This window comes from Lentibacillus halophilus, from assembly GCF_055395055.1.
Genome location: NZ_AP043750.1, coordinates 2613765 through 2631659 on the forward strand (window position 1 = coordinate 2613765; position 17895 = coordinate 2631659).

19 protein-coding genes and 1 rRNA gene are annotated in these 17895 nt (G+C 44.9%); 8 read left to right on the top strand and 12 right to left on the bottom strand.

What is annotated here, in order from left to right:
* The first annotated feature begins 89 nt into the window (after positions 1 to 89).
* Entirely contained in the window at positions 90 to 740 is a 651-nt protein-coding gene (locus ACZ5Q7_RS12915; RefSeq protein ID WP_343752427.1) for a DNA-3-methyladenine glycosylase family protein, read from the top strand.
* A 56-nt stretch (positions 741 to 796) separates the two neighbouring features.
* Here the strand turns inward: ACZ5Q7_RS12915 and ACZ5Q7_RS12920 are convergent, their stop codons facing one another.
* Genes ACZ5Q7_RS12920 through ACZ5Q7_RS12930 form a run of 3 tightly spaced genes read right to left on the bottom strand, consistent with a single transcriptional unit; the run spans position 797 to position 4420 of the window.
* Positions 797 to 1867, bottom strand: a complete 1071-nt coding sequence (locus ACZ5Q7_RS12920; protein ID WP_343752428.1) for a Ger(x)C family spore germination protein — start codon at positions 1865 to 1867, stop codon at positions 797 to 799.
* The gene (locus tag ACZ5Q7_RS12925) at positions 1857 to 2945 is read right to left on the bottom strand and encodes a GerAB/ArcD/ProY family transporter (protein WP_343752429.1); all 1089 of its coding nucleotides are present in this window, start codon (positions 2943 to 2945) and stop codon (positions 1857 to 1859) included. The genes ACZ5Q7_RS12920 and ACZ5Q7_RS12925 overlap by 11 nt, the downstream gene beginning before the upstream one ends.
* Positions 2945 to 4420: a spore germination protein gene (locus ACZ5Q7_RS12930; RefSeq protein ID WP_343752430.1), complete on the bottom strand. Its 1476-nt coding sequence runs from the start codon at positions 4418 to 4420 to the stop codon at positions 2945 to 2947. Before ACZ5Q7_RS12930 ends, ACZ5Q7_RS12925 begins: the two co-directional genes overlap by 1 nt.
* A 245-nt stretch (positions 4421 to 4665) precedes the next feature.
* On the opposite strand from ACZ5Q7_RS12930, the gene ACZ5Q7_RS12935 reads away from it, so the two are divergent.
* On the top strand, positions 4666 to 4938 hold the full coding sequence (locus ACZ5Q7_RS12935; RefSeq protein WP_343752431.1) for a hypothetical protein: 273 nt from the start codon (positions 4666 to 4668) through the stop codon (positions 4936 to 4938).
* A 111-nt stretch (positions 4939 to 5049) separates the two neighbouring features.
* Here ACZ5Q7_RS12935 and ACZ5Q7_RS12940 read toward each other — a convergent pair whose 3' ends face one another.
* From ACZ5Q7_RS12940 to ACZ5Q7_RS12955, 4 genes are all read right to left on the bottom strand, one after another.
* Positions 5050 to 5283: a stage VI sporulation protein F gene (locus ACZ5Q7_RS12940; RefSeq protein WP_343752433.1), complete on the bottom strand. Its 234-nt coding sequence runs from the start codon at positions 5281 to 5283 to the stop codon at positions 5050 to 5052.
* Positions 5284 to 5478: 195 nt separating this feature from the next.
* Positions 5479 to 6279 (bottom strand): formate dehydrogenase accessory sulfurtransferase FdhD, encoded by an 801-nt coding sequence (gene fdhD, locus ACZ5Q7_RS12945; RefSeq protein WP_343752432.1) that lies wholly within the window; start codon positions 6277 to 6279, stop codon positions 5479 to 5481.
* Between the two features lie 314 nt (positions 6280 to 6593).
* Positions 6594 to 8003 (bottom strand): ISLre2 family transposase, encoded by a 1410-nt coding sequence (locus tag ACZ5Q7_RS12950; protein WP_464432903.1) that lies wholly within the window; start codon positions 8001 to 8003, stop codon positions 6594 to 6596.
* A 164-nt stretch (positions 8004 to 8167) separates the two neighbouring features.
* The gene (locus ACZ5Q7_RS12955) at positions 8168 to 8395 is read right to left on the bottom strand and encodes a YppG family protein (protein WP_343752080.1); all 228 of its coding nucleotides are present in this window, start codon (positions 8393 to 8395) and stop codon (positions 8168 to 8170) included.
* Between the two features lie 156 nt (positions 8396 to 8551).
* Between ACZ5Q7_RS12955 and ACZ5Q7_RS12960 the strand changes: the two genes are divergently transcribed.
* Positions 8552 to 9343 (top strand): DUF2268 domain-containing putative Zn-dependent protease, encoded by a 792-nt coding sequence (locus ACZ5Q7_RS12960; protein WP_343752079.1) that lies wholly within the window; start codon positions 8552 to 8554, stop codon positions 9341 to 9343.
* Positions 9344 to 9607: 264 nt separating this feature from the next.
* Here ACZ5Q7_RS12960 and ACZ5Q7_RS12965 read toward each other — a convergent pair whose 3' ends face one another.
* A complete protein-coding gene (locus ACZ5Q7_RS12965) occupies positions 9608 to 9904 on the bottom strand; it encodes a hypothetical protein (RefSeq protein ID WP_343752078.1) in 297 nt (98 codons plus the stop codon).
* A 193-nt stretch (positions 9905 to 10097) separates the two neighbouring features.
* On the opposite strand from ACZ5Q7_RS12965, the gene ACZ5Q7_RS12970 reads away from it, so the two are divergent.
* Both ACZ5Q7_RS12970 and ACZ5Q7_RS12975 read left to right on the top strand, forming a co-directional pair.
* The gene (locus ACZ5Q7_RS12970) at positions 10098 to 10202 is read left to right on the top strand and encodes a YjcZ family sporulation protein (protein ID WP_343752077.1); all 105 of its coding nucleotides are present in this window, start codon (positions 10098 to 10100) and stop codon (positions 10200 to 10202) included.
* A 41-nt stretch (positions 10203 to 10243) separates the two neighbouring features.
* The gene (locus ACZ5Q7_RS12975; protein ID WP_343752076.1) at positions 10244 to 10429 is read left to right on the top strand and encodes a YjcZ family sporulation protein; all 186 of its coding nucleotides are present in this window, start codon (positions 10244 to 10246) and stop codon (positions 10427 to 10429) included.
* 132 nt (positions 10430 to 10561) lie between these two features.
* On the opposite strand, the gene ACZ5Q7_RS12980 is transcribed toward ACZ5Q7_RS12975, so the two are convergent.
* Both ACZ5Q7_RS12980 and ACZ5Q7_RS12985 read right to left on the bottom strand, forming a co-directional pair.
* On the bottom strand, positions 10562 to 12037 hold the full coding sequence (locus tag ACZ5Q7_RS12980; protein ID WP_343752075.1) for a DHA2 family efflux MFS transporter permease subunit: 1476 nt from the start codon (positions 12035 to 12037) through the stop codon (positions 10562 to 10564).
* Positions 12034 to 12909: a TetR/AcrR family transcriptional regulator gene (locus tag ACZ5Q7_RS12985; RefSeq protein WP_343752074.1), complete on the bottom strand. Its 876-nt coding sequence runs from the start codon at positions 12907 to 12909 to the stop codon at positions 12034 to 12036. The genes ACZ5Q7_RS12980 and ACZ5Q7_RS12985 overlap by 4 nt, the downstream gene beginning before the upstream one ends.
* Before the next feature lie 210 nt (positions 12910 to 13119).
* On the opposite strand from ACZ5Q7_RS12985, the gene ACZ5Q7_RS12990 reads away from it, so the two are divergent.
* The 3 genes from ACZ5Q7_RS12990 (at position 13120) to ACZ5Q7_RS13000 (ending at position 16056) form a co-directional block, all read left to right on the top strand.
* The gene (locus ACZ5Q7_RS12990) at positions 13120 to 13917 is read left to right on the top strand and encodes a gluconate 2-dehydrogenase subunit 3 family protein (RefSeq protein WP_343752073.1); all 798 of its coding nucleotides are present in this window, start codon (positions 13120 to 13122) and stop codon (positions 13915 to 13917) included.
* Positions 13918 to 13936: 19 nt separating this feature from the next.
* Positions 13937 to 15697, top strand: coding sequence for a GMC family oxidoreductase (locus ACZ5Q7_RS12995; RefSeq protein WP_343752072.1), 1761 nt, complete (start codon positions 13937 to 13939; stop codon positions 15695 to 15697).
* A gap of 134 nt (positions 15698 to 15831) precedes the next feature.
* The gene (locus ACZ5Q7_RS13000) at positions 15832 to 16056 is read left to right on the top strand and encodes a twin-arginine translocase TatA/TatE family subunit (RefSeq protein ID WP_343752071.1); all 225 of its coding nucleotides are present in this window, start codon (positions 15832 to 15834) and stop codon (positions 16054 to 16056) included.
* 216 nt (positions 16057 to 16272) lie between these two features.
* Here ACZ5Q7_RS13000 and ACZ5Q7_RS13005 read toward each other — a convergent pair whose 3' ends face one another.
* A complete protein-coding gene (locus ACZ5Q7_RS13005) occupies positions 16273 to 16707 on the bottom strand; it encodes a GNAT family N-acetyltransferase (RefSeq protein ID WP_343752070.1) in 435 nt (144 codons plus the stop codon).
* 1022 nt (positions 16708 to 17729) lie between these two features.
* Positions 17730 to 17845, bottom strand: a 5S ribosomal RNA gene (gene rrf / locus ACZ5Q7_RS13010).
* Positions 17846 to 17895 lie beyond the last annotated feature (50 nt).

Genomic DNA, 17895 nt, shown 5'->3' on the forward strand with positions numbered 1-17895 from the left:
ATAATTATACCAAAGAATGATAGTTTAGGCTAACAAATTTCCGTGATCATCCTTTCATTTCCCAAATATAATAAAGACGAGGTGGATTTATGGAACCATTAACCATTAAGCAAGATGATCAAGCCGTTATGGAACTGGGACAGGCTGATCCAACCATGGGCAAACTGATCCATACAATCGGAGATATACAAGCAACTATGCGCCCTGAGTTATTTAAATCGCTCGTACGCGCCATCATCGGCCAGCAGATTTCCGTACAAGCAGCGAGTGCTATTTTTAAACGTCTGGATGCCCTTCTGGATGAGCACATTACGGCCGAAACCATTTCATCAGCATCGGATGAATCGTTACGAGCCATCGGTCTGTCAGGCAGAAAAGTTGTTTACTTGCGTGATCTGGCTGAAAAAATTCTCAGCAGCGACCTAAGACTGGACCAATTGCATGAACGTGATAACGACGACGCCATAAAGCAGTTGACAGGCATCAAAGGAATTGGAAAATGGACGGCGGAAATGTTCCTTATTTTTTCGCTTCGCCGAATGAACGTGCTCGCCATCGATGATATAGGCATTCAACGTGGTGCTAAATGGTTGTACGGGGTGGATAAATCGGAACGTCGGAACATTTTGGTGGAAAAGGAGACAGTCTGGCGTCCGCATCTGACCATCGCTTCGTTTTATTTATGGGAAGTTGTCCACCTTGATTTCGAGAAAACATTTGCGTCCATCGATGATATGTGACTGGGGTGACAGTTATAATCCGGTGCTGCTGGTTAGCCCCTCCATCGCCGCTTGTCTCAGTTTCTGACACCGTATTCCGTAAGCACCATATCCGTTTTAACCGTGATGGGAATATCGGGATAGACGTCTTTAAATTTTTTTTGCTGAACATCCCGGATTTGTTCCTTGGCCCGTTCGCCGATGCCGAGCGGATCGACTCCCAGCTCCTGAAAACGGTCAATGAGCCGTTTGGCATTTTTCCGAAAATCCTTTTGCACCTTTTTTTCTATTTCCGTGAGGTATCTTGATGCTCTATCCTTGGAAAATTCCCTGATGACGCCGTCCATTTGCACATTGATCGTTACTTCTATTTGTCCGTTTTTTTGGACAACGTTTATATGTCTCGATGAATCCATATTTTGAATGGACGCTTTAAAATCGGAAGCAGCAATATTGTATTGGCCATCCTCAACACTTTCATACAGCTTCTTAAACACCGAAGCTTTCTCAATCGGTATCGTAGCCACCAGTTTATCCTCATCGAAAAAGGCCAGAGCTTTCACACGCGGATGGCCCTTCTTAAGCCCAAAAACCGGAAGAAATGGATCCTGCCCTTTGCTTATCAATCCGGAACTGAACGTTTTCAAGTTCGACATCGGCAGCGGCCCGTGCTTCACGTTATGCCGCATTAAATCCTCCATATACTTGCCGACTCCTTTAGAAAATTTAACGGTGTTCAGAAAATCTTCTGAAGAATCTTCAACAACAGCCAGGTACAACGCATTGCCGATCGATGGATCACGCAACAGGTAACGCACATAATTAGACAGTCCTTTTTTTGCCAGGTCTTTATTGTACATCGACATCATCATTTTAGCGTCAAGAAGCTGTTCCGATGCCTGTTCGTTCAGCTTAAGCTTGTTTTTATAAATGCTGTTAGCTGTCCCGGTATACCGCAAGTCCTTCTGCTGGCTCTCTGCCGGAAAAAAGGGGGTGACAACAGTCGTTGTTACTTTCCCATTTTCTGCAAGGTCATGACCAGCGACCGTAACCATCTGAATTTGGTCAATAATTTTTTTAGGCATATTAAAATTGACTCCCATACTGATCATAACGAATAACAGGAAAACAGCATAATTACGGCCCATTTTTCTGCCCCTTTCTGCGAATCCAATTCAGAACAAATAAGAACGGCACATAGCCAAACAAAAAACCGAGCCCGATGTTCCCCAGCACATTATTCAGAACACCAATAGTCATTCTGTCTGTCAAAACGATATTCGCCACAAACAAAATAACAAGCAGCAGGATGGCCATGCGCTTATGCCCTGCGTTAAACGTTCTGTCCAATGTGCGTGCCGACGCCCAAACCAGCAGCACAAGGTTCGGCAGAATGGCAAAAAACAGGGTGGCTATGCCTAAATATTCAAAGCGTGCAAAGAACGGAAGCTCAATGATCTTCCATAAGCCGAGTGTTGGCCAGATAACTTCCCGCAGTTCCGTCTGATTGTAGTAAAGATAGGTCACGAGACTGACCATTAAATAGATAAGCAAGGAATACCCATTTCCGAGGTGGGCATACGTTTGCGATTTCACCGCATCCCGGATGTACGGGTAAAACACAAGCAAAGCGGAAAATCCTATAAACTCCAGAACAGCCAATGATGACGATTGCATAAGCTCAGTCACCGAGTGATCCATGACCGGCATGATGTTTGTTAATGTTGCATATTTCAAGGGGTAAAATAATGTCAGCAGCAGGAGAGACGGATAAACAACCCCAAGAAAACAGACCCCAACAACCGTCCGGAATTCCGAAGATATCGTATAATAAACAAGGGGCAGAATCAGCAGCAGCAATGCCCATATCTTGATATGCGGAAACATCCATACTTGAATGACTTCCACATACGTGCGCAATACCACGGCAGTCATCAGCATTAAGTATGCCGTGAACAGCAAGGTAAAAATGGCCCCCAGCCACTTGCCATAAGTGAACCGGTGAATAGCGACAATATCACCTATATCATGGTGAGACAACAAACGATACATGATCCAGATGATCACACTGATGGCGATCCCCGCAATGATGACAGCTATCCAGGCGTCATGGCCGGCGTATTGACCGATAACCCTCTGAAATCCAAGCACCCCAACGCCAACCTGTGATGAGGTAATCAAAAAAAACACGAAAAACGCTGAAACTTTATCTTTTAGCTTGATCATTAGGAATCCCTCGTCTGGTCGTTTTCTTTTGCTGGGGGACGCATGACTTTACTGGGTCTGACTTCATACGGCCGTGTGTTTTGCTTTTCAAACGGCAGCCGGATTAAGGCATCTTTGAAATCCTTGATGCGGAATGGAAAAATGGGTTCCATAAACGGCCGGCCGAGCGATGTCAGCCGCAGCAAGTGCACCATAATATAAGCAATAAAAATCGCCAGTCCGAGCAAACCATACACGTGGGCAACGATTAACAGCGGAAAACGGATCAAGCGAATGGTGTTGCTCATTTTATACACGGGTGTCGTAAATGACCCCAATGCGGCAATTCCGACAACAATCAAGAGGACATTGCTCGTCAGTCCCGCCTCGACCGATGCCGTACCAATAACAATACCACCCACAATACCAATGGTCTGGCCAACCTTTGTCGGCAGTCTTGCCCCCGCTTCACGCAGCAGCTCAATAGCCATTTCCAGCAAAAGGGCCTCCAAAATGGGAGGGAATGGCACTTGTGCCCGGGAGCTGATTAACGTACTCAGCATTGTATTTGGTATAATTTCAAAATGGTGCGTCAGAACGGCCACATAAATTGGTGTGACCAAAATGGAAAAAAATACGGCAATAAGACGAATCAGCCGAAATGCAGAAGCTGTCAGCCAATTATAAAAATAGTCATCAAAAGCCGAAAAAAATTCAATCAGCGTTGTCGGCCCCAACAGCACATGCGGGGAGCCGTCTACAAAAATAGCAACTTTTCCTTCCACCAGGATCGAAGCAATCCGGTCAGGCCGTTCGGTATCAAGCAACTGTGGAAATGGCGAATTTTTATTGTCGGTAATGGTTTGCTGAACGAACGAACTGTCAACAACCTGATCCATGTTCATATCTTTAATTCGCTGAGTGACGGTTTGGACGTTATCATCATCTGCTATCCCTTTAATGGACACGACGGCAACGGCTGTTTTTGTGACGGTTCCCACTTGAAGTTTTTGAATGTTTAATTCCGAAATGGCCAAGCGTTTGCGAATGAGATTTAAATTCGTATCGATATCTTCCACAAACGCTTCCTTAGGTCCGACGACACTGAATTCCACTTCAGGTGTACTCACTTCCCGTTTGTTATCCAGTGGAACGGGAACCAGCAGATAGGCCGGGTCTGACCCTTCCATATGTATAAACAAAAACCCGTTTACAAGCTTTTCTTCTATCGTATCCGGGTTGTTCTGCAGTTCTGTTTTCGTTATGGGAATATGATCTTTCAGCTCCGTCAGATTGTTATAAAGATAATCCTGTACCCGGGTCAGGATATACTTCTCCAGCTTTTTTGGATCAACGGACGTCTTGAAATAGCCGACATGCACCATGCTATTGTGATGCTTGACCTGGTGATGAATGAATCCGTCTTTCTTCTTTAAGGCCGACAGCCATTTTTCAAAATCCCGCTTCATCTTTTTTTGCTCTGTGTTCTTGTTCATTCAGATAACCTCTCAGGCGGAAGATATAGTCATGATTTTTAGTATGAAAGAAATGTCGTTTGCTTATACAGGAAAGGAAGACAGACTTTATGTGAATGGCGTCTTCACAATAATTCCGCATGTATCGTTTTAAAATGCTAGAAAAAAATTTTAAAAAGCATACATATTTTCACAGACATCGGTAACAACTAGGTAAGGAGCATGAAAGGCTCTTAAACTAAATATCCAATTGGAGGTTATTTATTATGGCTCAACAGAACCAACAGCAACAGCTGCAACAAGCTGTTCAACAAGCTCAGCAGGCTGAACAGGCGGTACAGCAAGCTCAAGCGAGTGCGGATCCGCAACAGCTGCAACAAGCCCAGCAACAAGTTCAGCAGGCTCAGCAGGAATTGCAAAACGCACAGTCACAAGCTGGTGCCAATGCTCAGCAGGATCCACAGGTCCAGCAGGCGCAACAGCAGCTTCAGCAGGCTCAGCAACAAGCGCAGCAAGCACAACAAAATAACAATCAATAAACGCCTGTATTATAAAAAAGGAGCCACACACGGCTCCTTTTTTTATGTGATGTTGCTCGTTCCACGCCGCCATCATGAAAAAAGTCACCCGTTTGGATGACTTTTTAAGATCTACATCATTTTTTTAATGGTCGATGGATCGACATGGCCTTTTTTCTTCATCAGTGTATCAACAATTTTATCTTCTGTTTGCTTGGAAACCGGTTTATTGGCGATTTTCGATACTTGTTTGACAAGCTGGCGAATACTCTGTTCATCTGAGAAATCCATACCATTCACCGATTGAGCGAGCTTCTGAATATCTTTGCTATTGACACCTGTTTTGTTTTCCACTTTTTTCAACATATCATCCACTCGGTTCACCTCCCTTACTTCCCTTTTCAGCATTATCCTATGCAAGTCGACCAACAAGGGACAAGGCGGGTGTCGGATGATAAAGAAATATATATTTCTACAAAACAGCCTGCTGCAAAGTCAGCGAAGAAAAAAACACCGGCCATTCCTGAGTTTTGAATGACCGGTGTTACCATTATTCACGAACTAATCCATCGCTGCTTCCATGATTCGGTGCGGATGGGTATAGACATTCATTTTGGATCCTCTGGCAAATCCGATGACCGTTATTTGCAAATCGTTAGCCAGCCGCAGCGCGAGATCGGTCGGTGCCGATTTGGACAGAATAATCCCGGATCCGATTTTGGCTGTCTTCAACACCACCTCAGACGATAGCCGACCGCTGAATACGATCAGCTTATTTTTGACAGCTATCCGGTTTTCCAACAAATGGCCGTATATTTTATCAAGGGCATTATGCCGCCCGATATCCGTCCTGACAGCAAGAAGATGATCCGGTTCTGCCAGTGCGGCATTGTGAACACATCCCGTGCGCATAAATTGTTCGGATTGCTGCTGCATTTCTTCCATCAGTGCATAACATTGTTCCACCGATACTGACAGCCTGCTGTAAACAGTTTTAGCCGTTTTGGCATCGGTTTTAAAATAAAACTGCCGACTTTTCCCGCAGCATGACCCAATTAAGCGTTTGGAATGATCATTACGGATGTCGTCCAGTTTTTTATCAACAGTCATATAGGCAAACCCTTTGTAGTCGTCAATGGACATACTGGTTATCTCCGTATAGGAACGAATGATACCTTCCGATGCGAGGAATCCTATCAGCAAATCGTTTAAATCAGTGGGCGAGCACACGATGGTGGCAAATTCATCCCCGTTCAAAACAACCGTAAGCGGCCATTCGCTGGTAACCTCATCATTTTTGACAGAAGATTCCGTGCCTTGAAACTGGATTATCTCCCACGCACGTTCTTCAGTTTTGTCCATGTCATCACCTTCTGATTGTATTCCGTTTGTCTCTGCGTTGAATAGGCAGGTGCATGCAAAAATATACACAGCACGAACGTTCCATGCATTGTTTATTCATTTAATTCTGTCTTTTCAATTTATCATGAATATGCGTCCAGTTCAATGATTCTCCTGCGATGGTATGTGTCAATCTTTTCTCGATGTGGTTGTCACACCAATATATCTGGCACTTTATCTTTGTACACTTTTTCCGGCTACCGCGCTGTCGCTTGGTGGCCTGCATATTTTCGTCACGTTCCAAAACCCGGAACCTGACAAAAACATGCAGGATATTACCTAAAACTCTTCATCAAGTTTCCTATCGCTGATGAATGGGCTGTATATAAACTGATGGATCCTTCTTTTGCGCCAATCGATGGGCGTGTTGGCTGATTCAAGTATTCCGTCATACGAATGGTCTTTTCAACGTCTCGCTGCTTGCGTGCGCTTCGTTTTTGGGATGTGAGATAAACATCTCGCAACGTGTTATTGAGGATACCCTGTTTTACTTTCACCATAGCTTCACTGCCGTCGGCGCTCCAATGCATCCCACGTCTTTTCATCCGGAAAGAAACGCGGCGCTGATTGGATTCCATAGCCCCTAAGCCTCGTGCGTCTTCTGGCGGGTCTTCCACTTTCTCACGCCAGTCAAATAGACGATTCCAATTGTGCTGAATGTAAGTTCGAAAACCGTTTACCTTTTCCAGCTGTTTCGCGTCTTCCAGGGTACTTTCGTATGTATCCAGCCAAAGTATGACCTGTTGCCAATCGTGTTGTTCTAACGCTTTCCTTATCCCATCCTTAAATTCACTCTTTTCACCGCCTAATGCCCGATTTAACGCCTGGGCTATATGATACGTGTCAAGTTGATTCAATACGGGGTAACGGGACTGGGAAAAGGCTTCTTGAAATCGTTCAGCTGTATAGCCCTGCCCGCCATCACTATTGGTCACAACCTGCTTATTCTCCAGCGAATAACCATGGGCTGCATATGACTGTACCTCTTTCCAAAAGTCATCAGCCGGTTTGGTTGTCATGATCACATGTTGATTGCTGAGTGATACTCGTTTGCCATTTTTGACCCAGCCTTCATGCATCATCGCATGCCGGATCTCATGGCTTTTCTTCTTTTTCGTTGAACGTACAAATACACCGTCAGCCTCTGCATACAAAAAGTCTACTTCTCTTGCCTCCGGAAGGGACGCTGCTTCCTCCAGTTCAGCCGCCATTTCCATATCAGCCTGGGACTGCGCCTCTCCAACACGCTTTACGATACTCCCGACTGTTTGATGACTCATCGTTACGGGTGTCCATTCCTTCAAAGTTTGGGCTGATGCACGATACGTGCTCTCACTAGCCAATTCAGCCACTTTTACCTCCGTCAGGGGACTGTACCGTTGACTTTTCCGAAGACCAGCCCACTCATCAAAGGGATAGTGAGAATCACCTTTCAGGTCATGCATTAATGTATGCCGAAAACGAACCGCCCCAAACGTGAATTGAACCGTTTTCCAATCTTCGCGCTCGACAGTCCAGCCCAACTTCTGTTTCTCAGCTTTAATCACCTTATTAATCTGTGTGAACACTTCTCCCACCTGGGAAGCGAACACCTCATACATATAGAGTCGAATGCTTTCTTCCAAATCAACTAAGTTGTTTGTTTCCTTTATTAATGCGTATAATCTTGATATAATAGTTTCCATGAGAAGGCCTCTTTCGAAATGTATTTGCCCGTCAAAGCATACATTTCATGATAGAGTGCCTTCTCTTTTTTGACTAGAAAATTGCCTCAGGTGGCCCCGAGAATTATTTTACACATATCCTGCGATGGTGGGTTCCGGAATACAATCAGCCATACGCATGATGCTTACTTTTTCATGAATTTTGTAAACAACGGACTTACTTGACCATAAAGTTTCCCGACTTGTTGTGCTGTATTGGTAATTTTATCGATATCAATATTCCCTTCTGAATCACGGAATTGATTGATCAATTGTTGCTTCATAGGCGCCGGTCGTTGCTCCATCGGCGGTCCCGGTCGGTTCATAAATGGTTGTGGAGGCGGCATGGGACGTCTCGGCCGTTCTGGAAACATAAACACATCACCCCCTTGAGCAAATTTACTATAGTCTATTCAACCGGGAGCATAAATGAAAAGGTATGTGTCTATGCAAAACGCAATAATCGGTAACATTCCCCTGTATTCCGACATAGTTTATGGAAAAACCATTAGTATGAGGAGTAGACACATATGACTGTTATTCGAACCGACAAATGGCTGTTGGACTTCTGTGAAAACCCAATAGACCTTTGCCAGAAATTAAAAGCTCAATTTGATGAGGATGTCCGTTCTTCTGACATTCACCAGCACCTCTCGAACCACGGCATGTATCGCCAAGCCCCCATGAGCGGCGAGGAATGGATTGGCCGTCTACAGGAAAAAAACATATGGCAAACGGTTAGACGGGAAGAACGGCAGCTTCGCACGTTATGGCAAGGGCCGGACATTCCTGTTTTTATTTTCCCATCGGACCCATTTAACCAGACACTTTGGAAGGATCAAAACGGCAAGTCAGGACTGGCATTCCCAGACAAATTATTTCTTTTCGTATCAGAAAAAAACTCTGAAAACGAAATACGGGCCCTGTTCACGCATGAATACCATCATGTTTGCCGGCTGAACAGCTATCGCAAACATATGCAGGACTACGAGCTGCTGGATACAATTATTCTGGAAGGAGCGGCTGAAAGTGCCGTCCGGGAGCGTTTGGGAGAACAGTATACAGCGGACTGGACAGCCTATTATTCAAATGAGACAGTGGAAAGACTATGGAAGCACTACGTTTATCCGAACAGAACAGCCCACATAGTCAGTCCGATTCATCAACAAATTTTGTATGGGCATGGTTTTTTGCCTAAAATGACCGGCTACTGTACCGGTTATTACCTTGTTAATCACTATATGGAAGCCACTAACGCAACATCGTCTGATTTATTGACCACTGAACCAACAACCATTATTGAAAAAATGGATGGTGCCTAATCCCTTCTATCGGACACGTCGAGCGAAATATCACCTAATTCGGCCTCGAGAACCGTTATATCGGACGCTTTCATCGAAAAAATCACTGCTCCCAGCCCTGGGAATCACTCTATCAGATGTTTTAACCAAAAATAACACTGCATCCAGGATCCATCACAAATAGCATACCAATCACAGTCCGATGTGGTATGCTATCTCAACCATTCACTTTTCATCCATCAAACACATGATGGGTTCCAGTCCTCATCTGTTGTTTCCTCCCTATCAAAAGAAAAATGGAAGCAAGGCGAGTGTGCCAATGGCTCCTAACGCAATACCATAACCGAAGCCACCATAACCACCGTAGCCACCGTAGCCATACCCTCCAGAACCATAACCCGGACCGTAGAATCCATATCCAAACCCACCTAAACCGGATGAGCGCCCTATTGGCTGTAAATACACGCAATCCCTATCAACATGGCGTATGATCCCTTTATGAACACCACCATCATGGGTGTTAATGCGAACGCACTTCCCTTTATACCGACAGCATAAATCGTAATAATAATCTTTTGACATGTTTCCATCCCACCTTTTTTGACGTATACATCATTCTATGCGGGAAGCTGTCATCCGCAAGGGACAATTGTATTGAGGAAAAAGTGGAAAGTACGCCATACATCGCCCAATTGTGCCTATTTGGCAGGGCATCCATATCAATTTATATTCGCCTGCATATAGTATTAACAAATGGTTATGGAGGTGTTATTGAATGAGCGATTATGCCGGCGGATCAGGCTACGGCGGCGGTTTCGCCCTGATCGTAGTACTGTTTATTCTCTTGATTATTGTAGGCGTTGCTTACGTTGGATACTAATAATAACGTTACACCCACTAAATATATAAGGAGGAATTTCAATGGGTTTCGGATCTAGTTGCTGTGGACCCGGATACGGACATGGCGGTCAAGTTGCAGGCGCTGGTTATGGTGGACCAGTCGGAGGTGCCGGCTACGGCGGTGGCTACGGCTGTGGCGGCAGCGGATTTGCGTTGATCGTCGTACTGTTCATCTTGCTGATCATCGTTGGCGCAGCCTGGTTTTAATCATTGCAGCCGCTAATCAAAAAGCAGTGGAAAAGCTGCCGGGAACTATCCGGTAGCTTTTTCGTCTATTAACTCAAAAAAACAGATTCAAAACGGGACTGCTCTTATAACTGAGCAGTCCCGTTTTGCATATCAGGATTCATTCGTCTGAGCTTCTCCATGAATCTGACGGACGATTGCTTTTTCTTTTTTCGGCGGATGAAGAAACAAAGCAAGAATCAAAGCTGCGATGGACAAAATGGTACTGCCCATAAAGGCCCACTCAAAACCTGACACTTGTGCTTGCTGCTTCATCAATTCAGGCGATGCGGATCCCTGAGGTTCGAAACTTTTCGCTCCCATTGCAACGAGCGTCACAAGAATAGCCGTCCCCATCGATGCTGAAATCTGCTGCAACGTGTTAGCCATGGCTGATCCGTGCGAATACCATTTCGGTGGGAGTTGATTCAACGCGGACGTCATCACTGGCATCAAAGTAAACGACAAGCCAAACATACGAATGGCATAAATGACCGCAAGATACGTAAACGATGTCTCAAGCGACAATTGGGTAAACATAAATGTCGTGACCGAGACAATGGTGAGTCCGATAAGCGCCAACCACTTTGCCCCGAACTTATCAAACAACCGACCCGTCAGCGGCGACATAATTCCGATAACAACGGCTCCAGGCAAGAGCATGAGTCCGGATTTTAATGGTGAAAAACCAAGGACGTTTTGCATAAATAGCGGCAGCAATGTTTCTGCCCCGATCAGTGATACAAGCACTGTCATCGTAATGATGATGGCCAGTGTAAAGATCCGGAATTGAAACACGCGGAATTCAAGCATTGGTGTGTCGAGAACCATTTGACGCCAAATAAATAGTCCGATGACGACCGATCCAACAATGATTGACGCGAGAACGATCGCACTGCCCCAGCCATTATCGGATGCAATACTGAAGCCATACAGGAACGAACCGAAACCAACGGATGACAGTATAATTGACAACACGTCAATCTTTGGCTTACGCAGGTCCGTCACATTTCGTAAAAACAGGGCCGCAACGATAATGGTCACCGCCACGATCGGCAATACCGTTAAAAACAGCGCCCGCCAATTGTAATGTTCCAGGAGCCATCCGGAGAGTGTCGGACCAATCGCCGGACCAAAAGCGATGACGACTCCAATCAACCCCATGGCTGTCCCGCGACGTTCAACAGGAATGACTGCCAGTAAAACGGTCATGAGTAATGGTAGCATGATCCCGGAACCGGCGGCCTGTATCACACGCCCCAGTAAAAGAACGGGGAAAAAAGGAGCCGCGGCTGCAACAGCGGTTCCCCCACCAAATAAGCTAATGGCCGTTAAAAACAAGCCGCGTGTAGTGAATCGATCAATCAGAAAAGCAGATACCGGTATCATTACGCCATTTGTCATCAGAAACGCGGTTGTCATCCACTGCACATGCGACTGTGATATCGAAAAAGCATCCTGAATGGATGGAAGTGCCGTCGCCAGCAATGTTTCATTTATAATTCCCATAAAAGCGCCTATTAATAATGCAGCTATCATCAATCCTTTTTGTTTGGGAGAAAAATCCCAAGAAATCTCTGTTCCACTCATGTCCAATCTCCTTTCCACATTTCCCAATTTGTCAATATCTTCGTAAGGTGTTTTCTAAAATCCGACCGTTGATGAAGCCGCTGCAGCAACGCGTCAATCAGAAATTCTCTCGGATTATCCTGATCAAGTTCATCCATCAGTAACGCCATTGTCTGCACATCTTTCTGTTCTGCAAAATTATCAGTCTCCGGATTACCCGCCTCTGTATATAATCGCTGAATGTCCTGTCTAATCGTGTCGATCAGAGTCTCATCCCGGAATTCATTTTCGGAATAACTAAGCATGACCGGTGACAATTGATCGCCATTGACAGCTATAATATGCAAACAATCCACAACGAAATCAGCCAGCCTCTCCGATGATAATTCCGATTGTTGCCAAGCAATCGCCATCAAATAACTGCGGAGAATCCCTTCCATGATAATCGTCAAATCTTTGGCATACTTCGCTGTCTCTGATCCAAATGCCTCCAATATCGCATTGGTGTGCCACTGCTGGTGGTCCGTATGAATTTGTTTCAAAAATTCAGGAACCGGCCCCTTCATATGTGGTGGAAATTCCATGATTAACGCATAAAAAAACGACCGGTATTCAATCGACTTTTCTATCTCAATAGCCATTTTCTTTTTCAATTTCAAAAGTGGAGCATGAGAAAGAGCTTCGGCATACCTGTCCGCTTCCGTAAATATATCATCATAATACCGTTGCACCAATTCCAACATCATGTTTTCTTTGGAATCAAAATGCTTATAGAAAGCCCCCTTCGATATACCACAGGCACTGGTGATGGCTTCAATCGATGTCGCATGGAAACCGTGCTGCTGAAACAGTTTGGCAGCCGCATCCAAAAGATCATCATGTCGTGTGGCCATGGATCCGCCCCCCCTTTTATGACTATTCATTTACCTTTTGTAAATAAAATTCACCTGATCATAATAGCATCTTCTGCATGCTGAATCAACACAATATATGGAACGATTCAGATGCAAAAGACATACGGGAATCCTTTTTATTTTCCATATGCATAAATGGAACTGCCATAGGAAATACTGAAAGGAAAATGCAGGAAAGGAGTGTTACGGATGACCGATGACTATTCAAACAATAATCATACCGATGAAGCCAGTGACCCGGGCCGACGCAGGTTTATTAAGAATACTGGAATGATAGCAGGAGGCGTTGTCGGAGGTTCATTACTCGGTGGATTGCTGACGAATCAATTTACTGATACGGAAGACGATGTCAAAACAGAATCATCGAAGGACAAAGAAACAAACTTTCAAGAAGCGCGTCAGTTTTTCACCCGAATGGAAGACTTCGCTGTATTGCAAGCTGCCACCGAACGACTATTTCCTGAAAATGATGATGGACCGGGTGCCATAAAACTTGGTGTCCCTTATTATATTGATAAACAATTGGCCGGTCTGTGGGGAATCAATGGGCAGGATTATCGTCATGCACCATTTAATCCACAGGCGCAAATTGATATCAAAAACCCGGAATACCAAGCATCTCAAATTCCACTGAACCGCGGGACTGTATTTTTGCACGGGTTGCGCAAATTGAATGAAGAAAGCCAAAAACAATTTAATAGTACATTTGATAAAGCCGATAACGACCAACAAGAAACCATCTTAAGCAAAGCGGAAGAAGGCAACATAACGATGAGTGGAATGACATCATCCAACTTCTTCTTCCTGTTGCGCCAGGCAACATTGGAAGGCGCCTATTGCGACCCGTTGTATGGCGGAAATCGGAATATGGAAGGCTGGAAAATGAAAGAATTCCCAGGAGCACAAGCGTCTTATGCCAATGTCATTGACAAAGACGAATTCGTAACTATGGAACCGGTCAGCTTGAAGAGCTACCAAGGAGATTAATGCTAGGAGGGTCACTATTATGCCAAAAAAGCTGGAAAAAGTGGATGCCGTTATCGTGGGCTCTGGATGGGCCGGTGGCATTACCGCAGCTGAACTGACGAAAAAAGGCCACCAAGTCGTTATTTTGGAGCGCGGGCAGTCACAAAAGCAGCAGGACTATATCGGCAGCAAAGACGAACTTCGCTATTCTCTGCGCTATGATCTTATGCAGGATTTAAATAAGGAAACGATAACGTCGCGAAATGATTTGGACGAAACAGCATTGCCCGTGCGAAACAATGATAATGCGAGATTAGGTAATGATACGGGAGGCGCCGGGGTACACTGGAATGGAATCAGTTTTCGCTGGCTGCCTTACGATTTTGAAATTTACAGTAAAACCGTCGAACGCTACGGCAAAGATAAAATACCCGAAGGAAGCACGATGCAGGATTGGGGGATCACTTATGACGAATTGGAACCGTATTACGACCAATATGAAAAAACAGCCGGAATCTCGGGCGAAGAGAATCCCATCGGACCGCCCCGTTCCAATAAATACCCAAATCCGCCCCTGAAGAGTACGCCGTCCATTGATCTTTTTAAGAAAGCCACCAGTAATCTGGGCTATCACCCGTATCATTTGCCCTCAGCAAATGTGTCCCAACAATATGAGAATCCGGACGGTGAGACGATTAATGGCTGTATGTACTGTGCTTTTTGTGAAGAATTCGGCTGTGACTTCGGCGCCAAGGCGGACCCAATGGTGACCGTACTTAAAACTGCCGAAAAAACTGGCAATCTTGAACTGCGGAATCATGCCAATGTGACACGTGTCTCCCATGATGGAAATCGCGCATCAGGACTGGTATACACCGACACAAACACAGGAGAAGAATTCGAACAGCCAGCTGATATCGTGGTGCTGGCAGGTTTTGTTTTCACGAATACACGACTGTTGCTGCTGTCAGAAATCGGCAAACCATATAATCCAGAAACTGGACAAGGAATTATCGGCAAAAACTTCACCGGTCACTTCACCAATATTTCCACCTATATCGGTGCACGTGGATTTTTTGAAGATAAAAAGTTCAATCTATTTATGGGAGCCGGTGCCCTAGGAGCAACGATCGACGATTTCAGTGGTGACAACCAGGACCATACTGATTTAAACTATTTGCATGGCTATGAAGTGCATTACAGCCAGTTAGGAAAGCGCCCTATGGCCAATAACCATGTTCCTAAGGGCACGCCTAACTGGGGAGAAACATTTAAGAAAAATTCGTTGCATTACACGAACCGAAATTTGTTTATCACGCCTCAGACAGGATTTTTACCGAATAAAAACAGCTATATGGATTTGGATCCAACATATAAAGACGCCCTTGGAAATCCGCTCCTTCGTGTCACGTGCAAATACGCAGAGCAAGATCGTGAACGTGCCCGGGCAGGTGTCGCACGATGCGAAGAAATTATGAAGGAAATGGGTGCAGACATTGTTGATGTGGATGATGTAGCAGATGATGCAGATTTTGATCATAAATTTTATACGGACCATTTTTTTGGTGGTGCTATTATGGGAGCAGATCCGGATACATCAGCCGTCAATACATACTCACAAATGTGGGAGATGGAAAATTTATTTGTTGTCGGCGGCTCGTCCTTTCCACACAACAGCAACTACAACCCTACTGAAACGATAGGAGCGTTTGCTTACCGCGCAGCTGAAGGAATGAACACCTATTTGAAACAAGGAGGCGGACTTTTGACACAAGGTAAAGAAGCGCAAAAAAATGCTTAATATACCGAAATGGATAGAATGAATGGATCGCGTGCATAAACAGTAAGAACGATCCCACATTAACGGGAAAAAGGGCTATTTTTATTGACATGGTCTTTTTTCTCCCTACTATTCCAATAAAAGAGGTGAGACTTATGGGGATAGCCAACATCGGTATTCCAGGTTTGATCCTAATTGTCGTTCTGGCTTTGATTATTTTTGGACCAAAAAAATTGCCAGAAATCGGAAAAGCTACTGGACAAACGTTGCATGAATTTAAACGTTCTGCCAACGACTTAGTCGGTGACAGCGAAGAAGAACCAGTCGAGCAACCAGATCAAGCAAATCATTCCGGAAAAGGCAGTAACCATGATTCATAAGCATTTCACAATCGAACACCGACGATGGAAGAATATTATTAAACCATAACGAACTTAACCCTGCCCTCCATTCCCAGTGATGATAATAAAAACTAAATCGCGGATATTTGACGTTTTCACCACTGGGACAACGGGCCATAGCCTGCTAAGATAACTAGAGTTACGCTAATATTCGTAGGAATCCTTCACGTCACGCATCATTTGAGCGAAAGGCGTTCAAAAGATTTTTTCCATTAACGTGGACACTTCCGTAAAACCCAATCGTTTATAAAATGTTTGTGCGTCATTTCCTTCAAATACGTTTAACTGTACTTTGCTGTAACCATCTCGTTTCAGTTGACGGCATGCTTCCTTACATAACTTTTGACCAATACCTTGTCTGCGATACAAAGGGAACACGTAAAGTTCCGAAATCATGCCAGTCCTTTCTTCTGTTAGCGGATCTGTCATCTTTCCAATACCAATCCATCCTTTGATCGCCATACCATCTTCATAGACCAAATAATAACCACCCCCTGCCAACGTATCCGATAACACAACGCTTTCCACAGTTCTTGGCGTCATATATCCAGCAGTTGCTTCCTTTTGAACAACTGCAGCGTGGTTATATATAAATTCCAACGCTTCACGCCCAGCTTTTTTGATGGCCATTCTCATACACCTCCCAGATGATTAACACCCCGACTATCTGTCACCGCTGCTTGCATTTCACAGACGTTCCGGGATAGATTCATTTTTCTCTATTGTCCGACCGTCTCAAAGTATATAAATTCGGTATGATAATACATGCAATCAATGGTTTATACCGATAGATTATTTAAAGCGGGACATAGAGGATTGGATCGGGAACTCCTTCGCCCTGTAACATGTTAAGTGACAGTTACCGATAACGAAAACCAAGCAAGTAAAACGATTGAAAAACCCAACGTACTGAATGATTGGCTTTCATCGTGGGAGACTTATAGTAGAGACAGCTAAAAAGCGAACAGCCTTTATTGATGTTCGCAGGAATCCCCTATATTAGTGGTAGGATGTTCAAACAGACGATCAATATATCCTTATGGTATGAATCATAAGCCTGTATGATTCGGCTATTTTCGTAAGTTTATCAGCGATGTTACTAACTTCACTCTTGTGGGTCAATCGAGGTTTAAAGATAAGAGGTTCGTTATAAGTAATCCAATAGGGAGTTGCGATGCGAGGTTCTGACTGATTGCACGAGATTATCACGATGGTACAGGAGGTTCTTGATTGTGGCACGACTTTTCGCCGCAGCCGTGCGCGTTTGGAGCTGAATGGCGCGCGTTGAGCCTCGAGTCACGCGAAATTGCTAATTATTTCGTGAGTTTGTGCTTGGAGCTGCGCGAGTGTTAGCCATTACTGCGCGAGCTTTCTCCTGAGCCGCACGAGTTTCGCTCTGAACTGCGTGACCTTCATCCAAAGCTGCGCGAATTAACCGATTATTGCGCGACTTGATCCTTGAATGCGCAACTTTCCGCAGAACTGCGCGAGTTTATCGATTATTGCGCGAGCCCGGCTCTAAGCTGCGCGACCTTCTCTCGAACTGCGCGCGTGTCTATCGATTTCATTACCGGTCTTTTTAAGGTCAATGATTTACTAAATAAAAAAAGCCAGTGTACTCGAAAAGATTCGATACACTGACCTTTCAGTTTGCCTGGCGGTGTCCTACTCTCGCGGGGGCAAGGCCCCGACTACCATCGGCGCTGGAGAGCTTAACGGCTGTGTTCGGCATGGGAACAGGTGTGTCCTCTCCGCTAATACCGCCAGACCTAAGTTGTGACAATAGACGATGATTGATACCCAAACCCGATGTCATCA

What these genes read in the sequence shown, in the direction of transcription:
- ACZ5Q7_RS12970 (WP_343752077.1), top strand. Translation starts at nt 10,098, where the DNA reads ATGAGCGATTATGCCGGCGGATCAGGCTACGGCGGCGGTTTCGCCCTG.
- ACZ5Q7_RS13000 (WP_343752071.1), top strand. Translation starts at nt 15,832, where the DNA reads ATGGGGATAGCCAACATCGGTATTCCAGGTTTGATCCTAATTGTCGTT.
- ACZ5Q7_RS12995 (WP_343752072.1), top strand. Translation starts at nt 13,937, where the DNA reads ATGCCAAAAAAGCTGGAAAAAGTGGATGCCGTTATCGTGGGCTCTGGA.
- ACZ5Q7_RS12985 (WP_343752074.1), bottom strand. Translation starts at nt 12,909, where the DNA reads ATGGCCACACGACATGATGATCTTTTGGATGCGGCTGCCAAACTGTTT.
- ACZ5Q7_RS12955 (WP_343752080.1), bottom strand. Translation starts at nt 8,395, where the DNA reads ATGTTTCCAGAACGGCCGAGACGTCCCATGCCGCCTCCACAACCATTT.
- ACZ5Q7_RS12915 (WP_343752427.1), top strand. Translation starts at nt 90, where the DNA reads ATGGAACCATTAACCATTAAGCAAGATGATCAAGCCGTTATGGAACTG.
- ACZ5Q7_RS12920 (WP_343752428.1), bottom strand. Translation starts at nt 1,867, where the DNA reads ATGGGCCGTAATTATGCTGTTTTCCTGTTATTCGTTATGATCAGTATG.
- ACZ5Q7_RS12960 (WP_343752079.1), top strand. Translation starts at nt 8,552, where the DNA reads ATGACTGTTATTCGAACCGACAAATGGCTGTTGGACTTCTGTGAAAAC.
- ACZ5Q7_RS12925 (WP_343752429.1), bottom strand. Translation starts at nt 2,945, where the DNA reads ATGATCAAGCTAAAAGATAAAGTTTCAGCGTTTTTCGTGTTTTTTTTG.
- ACZ5Q7_RS12940 (WP_343752433.1), bottom strand. Translation starts at nt 5,283, where the DNA reads ATGTTGAAAAAAGTGGAAAACAAAACAGGTGTCAATAGCAAAGATATT.
- ACZ5Q7_RS13005 (WP_343752070.1), bottom strand. Translation starts at nt 16,707, where the DNA reads ATGGCCATCAAAAAAGCTGGGCGTGAAGCGTTGGAATTTATATATAAC.
- ACZ5Q7_RS12930 (WP_343752430.1), bottom strand. Translation starts at nt 4,420, where the DNA reads ATGAACAAGAACACAGAGCAAAAAAAGATGAAGCGGGATTTTGAAAAA.
- ACZ5Q7_RS12975 (WP_343752076.1), top strand. Translation starts at nt 10,244, where the DNA reads ATGGGTTTCGGATCTAGTTGCTGTGGACCCGGATACGGACATGGCGGT.
- ACZ5Q7_RS12980 (WP_343752075.1), bottom strand. Translation starts at nt 12,037, where the DNA reads ATGAGTGGAACAGAGATTTCTTGGGATTTTTCTCCCAAACAAAAAGGA.
- ACZ5Q7_RS12965 (WP_343752078.1), bottom strand. Translation starts at nt 9,904, where the DNA reads ATGTCAAAAGATTATTATTACGATTTATGCTGTCGGTATAAAGGGAAG.
- ACZ5Q7_RS12990 (WP_343752073.1), top strand. Translation starts at nt 13,120, where the DNA reads ATGACCGATGACTATTCAAACAATAATCATACCGATGAAGCCAGTGAC.
- ACZ5Q7_RS12935 (WP_343752431.1), top strand. Translation starts at nt 4,666, where the DNA reads ATGGCTCAACAGAACCAACAGCAACAGCTGCAACAAGCTGTTCAACAA.
- fdhD (WP_343752432.1), bottom strand. Translation starts at nt 6,279, where the DNA reads ATGGACAAAACTGAAGAACGTGCGTGGGAGATAATCCAGTTTCAAGGC.
- ACZ5Q7_RS12950 (WP_464432903.1), bottom strand. Translation starts at nt 8,003, where the DNA reads ATGGAAACTATTATATCAAGATTATACGCATTAATAAAGGAAACAAAC.